We start from the raw sequence: 7,530 nt of genomic DNA on the forward strand, positions 1-7,530 counted from the left end.
CGCCGCGTCGGTGCCGTCGGGCCCGGGTGGGGGGGTGGTACCCCGGGGCGGGGGCCGGGCCCGGGGGGTCCCTGGGCGGTGCGGCGTGTGGTTGTCCGGGGCCTTGCCCGGCGGATGCACTGGGATCGGGCAGCGTCAGCAGCATCTGGATCCACTCGTGCATCTGCGGCAGGTCCTGCGGCCCCCAGGGATCCTGCTCACCGGCACGGGCCATGGTCACCTGAGCGGTGTAGGTTCGCTTCGGGGCCCTCTGCAGCAGATCCATCCACACGCGGATCATCACCAGGATGTTGTCGTGCGCCACCTGCTCGCGAAGCAGGGGCGAAAATGTTCTGTCCGCAAGTGCTGCGTAATCAGGCATCTGGCAGCTGTAGTCGACCATCGCAACCTGGATGCCATCGCGATCGCTGCGCGCGCTGCCGGTGCTGCGGCAGCGCGTCTGCCGGAGTGCTTCGGCCAGGATCGGCGACAGTTCGCGGCCCAGGCGCGTTTGTGCGTTGTCTTCCGGTGCTTCGCCGACCATCATCCGCTCCACCGTCGCCTCCCAGCGCTCGCTGCGGGGTGGCATGTCGAACATTGCCGAGACCTGCGCTGCCGCCTCGGCATCGCCTTCCAGCAGGAACCGCGCGAACAGGTCGAAGCTCTTCTCGGGCGTGAGCATGGGCGTCTGCGCGCACGCCGATGTGGCGACGAACAGCAACGCAAGCATCGATGTCAGACACAGGCGATTGCGCACGTCAGTGATCCTCACCGGGCGGGTGTTCATTCCATTCGAAGAACGGCAGGAAGGCATCGGCCAACGTCCCCATCAGCGGCGAGGGGTCGGCCCGCCAGCGACCGCTGCGGTCGCGTTCGAAGGCCAGCGTGACGGTCCGCTCCCGAGTCGGCGCATCGGCGATCATCTGCGTGTACGCCGCCGCCAGTGCCGGTGCCATCTGTGGTGGGTGCGGTCCATTGAACGGCACCGGCTGCTGCCGATACACCGGCAGCAGTGCCACCAGATCCGGCAGGGTGCAACGGTAGTCCACCGAAGCATTGTCACCGTCAGGCCCGAGCGGGTACTGCACGCTGTCAATCGTGCACCGCACCGAGGCCTGGCGCGCACGCAACGCGGCGGCGGCCTGCGGCCAATCGGCCATTTCCGGTGCGCTGTCCAGCCGGCTGACGCTGGCAAAGGCTGCGGCAATCGCCGCTCCCTTGTCGGCATCCAGGTAACGAGCCAGCGCGGATTGTGCCGTCGCATCGCCGTGCACTACCACTTGCGCGTACAGGTCAAACACCTGCGCGTTGGTCAGCGTGCCAGCGGTGGCCTGTGCAGCGCAGGGGACCAGCAGCAGCGCTGCCAGCCCCCATGTTTTCAGCATGCGCACCTCAGCCGCACGCGTCGGTCCACATCATCTCGGCCATCGGCCGCAGCGATTTGCACTCCTGCGTCATCTCCTCGGCCGACATCACCTGCGCCTTGGCCTTCAGTTCCTCGGCCATCGCATCCACGCCGCTGATCTGGTCCGGGGCAATCTTCGCCACGCAGCTGCGGTGCTGCTGCAGCAGCAGGTCGCAACCGGGCACGCCGGTCACCTTCGGTGCCTTGGCAGCGTCTGCGTCCTGGATCCATTCTTCGAACGGGGCCAGTCCGCCCAGCACCGGGCCGACCAGATCGTCGAAGTTGCTGCTGTACCAGTAGCCCTTGTCCTTGGCGGTGTACAGGGTAAGGATGCCGGTAGCTGGCTTGCGCGGTCCGTTCTGCAGGGCCTTGGTGTAGGCCTGCGTGAACTGCTTGCGGGTGGCCTGCACATCACTGGTCAGGCTGGCGGTGAACAACGGGCGCACGCTGTCCAGATCCGGCAGCTGGCAGCTGAACTCGACCCTGGCAATTTTCTGGTCGTCCACGAATTCGTTGTCTTCCACGGTGCTGCGCGTGGCACGGCACTGCGCGTCCTTCAGTGCCTTGGCATACATCGCCTCGGCGGCTGCGGGATCGCCCTTCACCGCTGCCACGGCCAGCACCGTCTGCCACGGTTCTGCCAGCGCCTGGGCCATCATGCCCGGCACCGGGGTCAGCGAATCCTGGCCATCAAATGCCGGCTTCAAGGCATCGTTGAGCGTGCGGGTGGCGGCGGCATCGCCTTCCAGCAGGGCGCGCGCATACAGATCGAAGGTCTGCTCGGGCGTCAGCTGTGCCGGTGCGGCCGAGGCCAGCAGGGGGGCGCACAGCAGGGCGCTGGCAAGCAGGGTGCGAATGGGGGTCTTCATGACGGTGTTCCTGTTCCAGAGGCGGGCAAGCCTAGCGCATCTGCCCGCCTGTTCGATGGCATGCGGTGGCCATGCGTGTTGCATCCAGCGGCCAACAAAAAAACGGGCCCCTTGCGGAGCCCGTTCGATCACACGACGAGGATCGAGCAATCAGAAGCTGGCGCGCACGCCGGCCGAGTACTGGGTGACGTCGCGGTAGCCGGAGATCTCGCCCACCAGACCCCAGGTCTTGGTGAAGTTGATCTGGCCGCCGACGGTGCCGACCCAGGTGCCTTCGAATTCGTTGCCGCCGTCCATGTAACCGGCCTTGATCCAGGCTTCGGTCATGCGCGAAGGCTTGCCACGCACGCCCATGGTGCCGCGCACCAGGTTGGTGTGGTCCTTGCCCTTGCCGTTGCCCATGTCATCGATCTTGACGGTCACTTCGGCGTTCTGGCGCACCCAGGCGATGTCCGCGGTGAAGTCGACGCGGTCGCTCCACGGCATGTGGTAACCGATGCCCAGCTCCGGCTGGTTCAGTTCGAACTTGATCGAGCCGTCGCTGTAGCGCAGGGTCTTGCTGGTCTGGGTCCAGCCACCGAACACGTGCACCTGCTCGGCCAGCGCGACCGAACCACGGATGTAGCCGCCGTCCAGCTTCGGGTCATTGAAGACGTCATCGTTGGTCTGGACCTGGGTCCAGCCGCCCTCGACGTAGGTGTAGCTGAGGGCATCGGCCGAGGCCGAGAACGGAGCAGCAGCCAGCAGGGCGGCCGCGATCAGGATCTTGCGCATGGGAATTCCCGTGAATATTCAGTCCATTGGCGGCCTACCATGGCGGCAGTCCGTGGCGACCTCATGTCGTCCGAGCGCCGAGTTTAATGAAAGTTTTACGAAAGGCCAGCCACTGGCGGCCTTGCGCCTGCCATTGCGCGACCCCCGTCACAACTGAACGGCGGCCGGCCGGGGCCGTCCCGGCACGGTTGAGGGGGCTGCTACAATGCCCGGGCCGGTTCGCCGGTACACAAACGTCTTCAGGGCGGGGTGCGATTCCCCACCGGCGGTAGGTGCGCAAGCACGAGCCCGCGAGCGCCCCGGCCTGACCGCCGGGGGTCAGCAGATCCGGTCCAATGCCGGAGCCGACGGTATAGTCCGGATGAAAGAAGACGGTGCTACAGGGCCTTTGCGGCCCTGCGCCCGCCTGTTTGCCTTGCGGCGTTTTTCGCTCACTTTTCGCGGAGAACGTTTCTTGTTTACTGGAATCATCGAAGGCGTCGGCCGTCTGGCCGCACGCGAATCCATCGGCGGCGATGTCCGCTTCACCTTCAACGTCGGGAACCTGCCGTTCGACAACGTGCAGATGGGCGAGAGCATCGCCATCAACGGCGTCTGCCTTACCGTCATCGCGTTCGACGCCAGCAGCTTCCAGGCCGATGCGTCCACCGAGACCCTGGGCCTGACCACGCTGGGCCAGCTGTCCGAAGGGGCGGTCATCAATCTTGAACGCGCCATGCGCCCGACCGACCGCCTCGGCGGCCATCTGGTCAGCGGCCATGTCGACGGCCTCGGCCAGGTGCTGTCCATCCACGAAGATGCACGCGCCCAGCGCTGGCGTTTCGCTGCACCGGCCGCATTGCGCCGCTATATCGCCAAGAAGGGTTCGGTCTGCGTGGACGGCGTCAGCCTCACCGTCAACGAAGTGGACGAGGAAGGCTTCGAAGTCGCCCTGATCCCGCACACCGTGGCCAACACCGCCTTCTCCGCCGCAGGCGTGGGCAGTGCAGTCAATCTTGAAATCGACCTGGTCGCCCGCTACGTGGAGCGCCTGATCAGTGTGCCGGCCAACGGTCAGCACCCGCATGGAGATGCAGCATGAATTTCGCCCCGATTCCGGAGATACTGGAAGACATCCGCCTGGGCCGCATGGTCGTCATCGTCGATGACGAAGACCGCGAGAACGAAGGCGACCTGATCATGGCCGCCGAACTGGTCAAGGCCAGCGACATCAATTTCATGGTCACCCACGGCCGTGGCCTGGTGTGCCTGCCGTTGAACCGCACCCGCGCCGCCGATCTGGGCCTGGCGCCGATGGTGCAGGCCAATACCGCGCAGTTCCAGACCAACTTCACCGTCAGCATTGAAGCGGCCGAAGGCGTGACCACCGGCATTTCGGCCCACGATCGCGCCCACACCATCCGCACCGCGGTGAAACCCAATGCCAAGCCGGCCGATCTGCACCAGCCGGGCCACATCTTCCCGCTGATCGCCCAGCCGGGCGGCGTGCTGACCCGCGCCGGCCATACCGAGGCCGCCGTGGACATGGCCATGCTGGCCGGGCTGGAGCCGGCTGGCGTGCTGGTGGAGATCCTCAACCCGGATGGCAGCATGGCGCGCCGCCCGGAACTGGAAGTGTTCGCGCGCGAGCACGGCCTGAAGATGGGTTCCATTGCCGACCTGATCGCCTACCGCCTGGCCACCGAAAAGACCGTCGAGCGCGTGGACGAGCGCGAGATCGAGACCGAGTTCGGCCCGTTCAAGCTGGTCACCTACCGCGACCGCATCGCCCACGACGTGCATTTCGCGCTGGTGCGCGGCACGCCGGATGCCGATACCCCGACCCTGGTGCGCGTGCAGGTGGAAAACCCGCTGGCCGACCTGCTGCACTGGCGCCGCGATGATTTCGGCGTGGCCGCCACCGATGCGCTGCGTGCCATCGATGCCGAAGGCGCGGGCGTGATGGTGGTGCTGTCGGCGCCGCGCGATGGCGAGGCGCTGCTGGCCCGCCTGCGCCAGCAGCCGGCACCGGTGGTGCCGGGCAAGGACAAGGACGTGAGCCAGTGGCGCCGCAACGGTGCCGGCGCGCAGATCCTGTCCGACCTGGGCCTGGGCAAGCTGCGCGTGCTGGGCACCCCGCGCCGCCAGATCGGCCTGGCCGGTTATGGCCTGGAAGTGGTGGAGACAGTGACCCTGTAAGCCGCTTGGCGTGCCGACCACGCCCTGCCTCTGGTGGGTGCCGACCGTTGGTCGGCACCCCCTGCAGGCCCGCGCCAACCACGGCCGGGGCCCATCCACGGTAGAATCCCCTCTTAATCGAATCCCCCAAGCCGCATATGAGCCACTACGAAGGCGATCTTCGCACTCCCGAGTCGGCGCGCTTCGCCATCCTGGCCAGCCGCTGGAACGCCCGCATCACCGACACGCTGGTCACTGGCGCCCGCCAGAGCCTGGCCGGCAACGGCATTGCCGAAGCCAACATCGACGTGATCCGCGTGCCGGGTGCCTGGGAACTGCCGCTGGTCGCCGCGCGCCTGGCCGCCGCCCATGAGCACGCCGCCATCCTCACCCTGGGCTGCGTGATCCGTGGCGATACCCGCCACTACGAACACGTGGCCGACCGCTGCGCCGAAGGCCTGATGCGCGTGCAGCTGGACTTCGGCGTGCCGGTACTGAACGGCGTGCTGGCAGTGGAACGCGCCGAAGACGCCGAGGCCCGCGCAGGCGGCAGCCACGGCAACAAGGGCGAGGAAGTCGCACTCGCCGCATTGGAAATGGTCAACCTGCTGGAGCAACTGCCATGAACAAGAACACCCAGGGCAAGCCCTCCGGTAAACCCGTCCGCCGCGATGGCGTCGACCCGGTGCTGCGCTCGCGCGCGCGCCGTCGTGCCGTACAGGCCATCTACGCCTGGCAGATTTCCGGCGGCAACGCACAGTCGCTGATCGCCCAGTTCGCCCACGAGCAGGCCCGCGAAATCGCCGATCTGGCCTATTTCGAAGCGCTGATGCACGGCGTGCTCGATAACCGCCGCGACATCGACGAAGCCTTCGCCCCGTATCTGGACCGTGGCATCGACGAAGTGGATGCCATCGAACGCGCGGTGCTGCGCCTGGCCGGCTACGAGCTGCGCTACCGCCTGGACGTGCCTTACCGCGTGGTCATCAACGAAGCCATCGAATCGGCCAAGCGTTTTGGTTCCGAACACGGCCACACCTACGTCAACGGCGTACTGGACCGTGCCGCCGTGGAATGGCGCAAGGTCGAATCGGGTCACTGACCCGCCTCTGCCGATCTTCGGCGGGCACCGGTTCTGCTTCTGGTAGATGCCAACCTCGGTTGGCACCGGTGCCCGGTATTGCCGCCAACCCCGCCGGAGCTCCCATGTCCTTGGCCGAATTCGCCCTCATCGATCGCATCCGCGCCCGTACCATCGCGCGTGACGACATCGTGCTCGGCATTGGCGACGACGCTGCGCTGCTGCAGCCGCGTCCCAACGAACAACTGGTGGTCACCGCCGACACCCTCAACAGCGGCGTGCACTTCCCGGTCGAAACTCCCGCGTTCGATATCGGCTGGAAGACGCTGGCCGTCAACCTGTCCGATCTGGCCGCAATGGGCGCGCGCCCGGCGTGGTGCACGTTGGCACTGTCCCTGCCGGAAACCAGCGAAGAGTGGATCGATGCTTTCGCCGAGGGCTTCTTCGCCTTGGCTGACCAGCACGATATCGCGCTGATCGGCGGTGACACCACGCGTGGCCCGCTGTCGTTGTCGGTAACCGCGATGGGGCAGGTGGCACGTGGCCAGGCGCTGCGCCGCGAGCGTGCGCAGCTGGGCGATGACATCTGGGTCAGTGGCACCCTGGGCGATGCGGCGGGTGCGCTGCGCCTGTGGCAGCAGGGTGCGCTCAGCATTGCCCCGGCCACGCTGCTGGCCGACTACGAAACCCTGCGTCTGCGCCTGCTGCGTCCCACCCCGCGCGTCACCCTGGGCCTGCGCCTGCGTGCCTTCGCCCATGCCGCGGTGGATGTGTCCGACGGCTTGCTGGCCGATCTTGGCCATATTGCCGCGCGCAGTGGCGTGGGTGCGGAAGTGGACGCCGATCTGCTGCCGGTGTCGTCTGCCCTGCGCGAACTGCTGGGCCGCGAAGGCGCCCGCGACTGTGCACTGCGTGGTGGCGATGATTACGAACTGTGCTTCACCGCCGCCGCCGACCAGCGCGACGCACTGCACTACCTCGCCGAATCGCTGGAACTGCCGCTCACCCGCATCGGTCGCATTGTTGAAGGGCAGGGCGTGCAGATGGATGGCGAAGCCGCCGAGGGCGGTTACCAGCACTTCGCCTGAGCGATGACGCCGGGCATGGCCCGGCGCTACCGCGGCGCCGCGTCCAAATCACGCGGCGCCACCGCCTTGCTCTGGTAGGTGCCAACCTTGGTTGGCACGAATGTGTCAGCCACCCGTGTCCACACGGTGGCGGAGGCACATCGGCATTGCCCTGGTAGGTGCCAACCTTGGTTGGCA

At 66.9% G+C, this 7,530-nt stretch carries 8 protein-coding genes, 1 pseudogene and 1 riboswitch; of the genes and pseudogenes, 5 read left to right on the top strand and 4 right to left on the bottom strand.

Annotation, left to right across the window (positions count from 1 at the left end; translation table 11 throughout):
• The 4 genes and pseudogenes from ACVOLJ_RS20670 to ACVOLJ_RS20685 form a co-directional block, all read right to left on the bottom strand.
• A pseudogene (locus ACVOLJ_RS20670) lies at positions 1-736 on the bottom strand (hypothetical protein); the annotation flags it as partial.
• Position 737: 1 nt separating this feature from the next.
• Positions 738-1,364 carry a hypothetical protein gene (locus tag ACVOLJ_RS20675; protein ID WP_475279261.1) on the bottom strand — a complete coding sequence of 209 codons (627 nt, stop codon included), beginning with the start codon at positions 1,362-1,364 and terminating at the stop codon, positions 738-740.
• Between the two features lie 7 nt (positions 1,365-1,371).
• Positions 1,372-2,253: a hypothetical protein gene (locus ACVOLJ_RS20680; RefSeq protein WP_481564979.1), complete on the bottom strand. Its 882-nt coding sequence runs from the start codon at positions 2,251-2,253 to the stop codon at positions 1,372-1,374.
• Positions 2,254-2,403: 150 nt separating this feature from the next.
• Positions 2,404-3,027 (bottom strand): hypothetical protein, encoded by a 624-nt coding sequence (locus tag ACVOLJ_RS20685; RefSeq protein WP_475279259.1) that lies wholly within the window; start codon positions 3,025-3,027, stop codon positions 2,404-2,406.
• 231 nt (positions 3,028-3,258) lie between these two features.
• Positions 3,259-3,404, top strand: a riboswitch (FMN riboswitch).
• 77 nt (positions 3,405-3,481) lie between these two features.
• On the opposite strand from ACVOLJ_RS20685, the gene ACVOLJ_RS20690 reads away from it, so the two are divergent.
• From ACVOLJ_RS20690 to thiL, 5 genes are all read left to right on the top strand, one after another.
• The gene (locus ACVOLJ_RS20690; RefSeq protein ID WP_475279258.1) at positions 3,482-4,108 is read left to right on the top strand and encodes a riboflavin synthase; all 627 of its coding nucleotides are present in this window, start codon (positions 3,482-3,484) and stop codon (positions 4,106-4,108) included.
• Positions 4,105-5,205: a 3,4-dihydroxy-2-butanone-4-phosphate synthase gene (gene ribB / locus ACVOLJ_RS20695; RefSeq protein ID WP_475279257.1), complete on the top strand. Its 1,101-nt coding sequence runs from the start codon at positions 4,105-4,107 to the stop codon at positions 5,203-5,205. Before ACVOLJ_RS20690 ends, ribB begins: the two co-directional genes overlap by 4 nt.
• 137 nt (positions 5,206-5,342) lie before the next feature.
• A complete protein-coding gene (gene ribH, locus ACVOLJ_RS20700; RefSeq protein WP_475279256.1) occupies positions 5,343-5,810 on the top strand; it encodes a 6,7-dimethyl-8-ribityllumazine synthase in 468 nt (155 codons plus the stop codon).
• Positions 5,807-6,286 (top strand): transcription antitermination factor NusB, encoded by a 480-nt coding sequence (gene nusB / locus ACVOLJ_RS20705; RefSeq protein ID WP_303637897.1) that lies wholly within the window; start codon positions 5,807-5,809, stop codon positions 6,284-6,286. Before ribH ends, nusB begins: the two co-directional genes overlap by 4 nt.
• Positions 6,287-6,390: 104 nt before the next feature.
• Positions 6,391-7,353: a thiamine-phosphate kinase gene (thiL, locus tag ACVOLJ_RS20710; RefSeq protein WP_475279255.1), complete on the top strand. Its 963-nt coding sequence runs from the start codon at positions 6,391-6,393 to the stop codon at positions 7,351-7,353.
• Positions 7,354-7,530: the final 177 nt, after the last annotated feature.

This window comes from Stenotrophomonas sp. STEN046 (genome assembly GCF_056759755.1).

Excerpts from the sequence above, each read along its gene's own strand:
- ACVOLJ_RS20675 (WP_475279261.1), bottom strand. The coding sequence starts at position 1,364 with ATGCTGAAAACATGGGGGCTGGCAGCGCTGCTGCTGGTCCCCTGCGCT.
- ACVOLJ_RS20680 (WP_481564979.1), bottom strand. The coding sequence starts at position 2,253 with ATGAAGACCCCCATTCGCACCCTGCTTGCCAGCGCCCTGCTGTGCGCC.
- ACVOLJ_RS20685 (WP_475279259.1), bottom strand. The coding sequence starts at position 3,027 with ATGCGCAAGATCCTGATCGCGGCCGCCCTGCTGGCTGCTGCTCCGTTC.
- ribB (WP_475279257.1), top strand. The coding sequence starts at position 4,105 with ATGAATTTCGCCCCGATTCCGGAGATACTGGAAGACATCCGCCTGGGC.
- ribH (WP_475279256.1), top strand. The coding sequence starts at position 5,343 with ATGAGCCACTACGAAGGCGATCTTCGCACTCCCGAGTCGGCGCGCTTC.
- nusB (WP_303637897.1), top strand. The coding sequence starts at position 5,807 with ATGAACAAGAACACCCAGGGCAAGCCCTCCGGTAAACCCGTCCGCCGC.
- thiL (WP_475279255.1), top strand. The coding sequence starts at position 6,391 with ATGTCCTTGGCCGAATTCGCCCTCATCGATCGCATCCGCGCCCGTACC.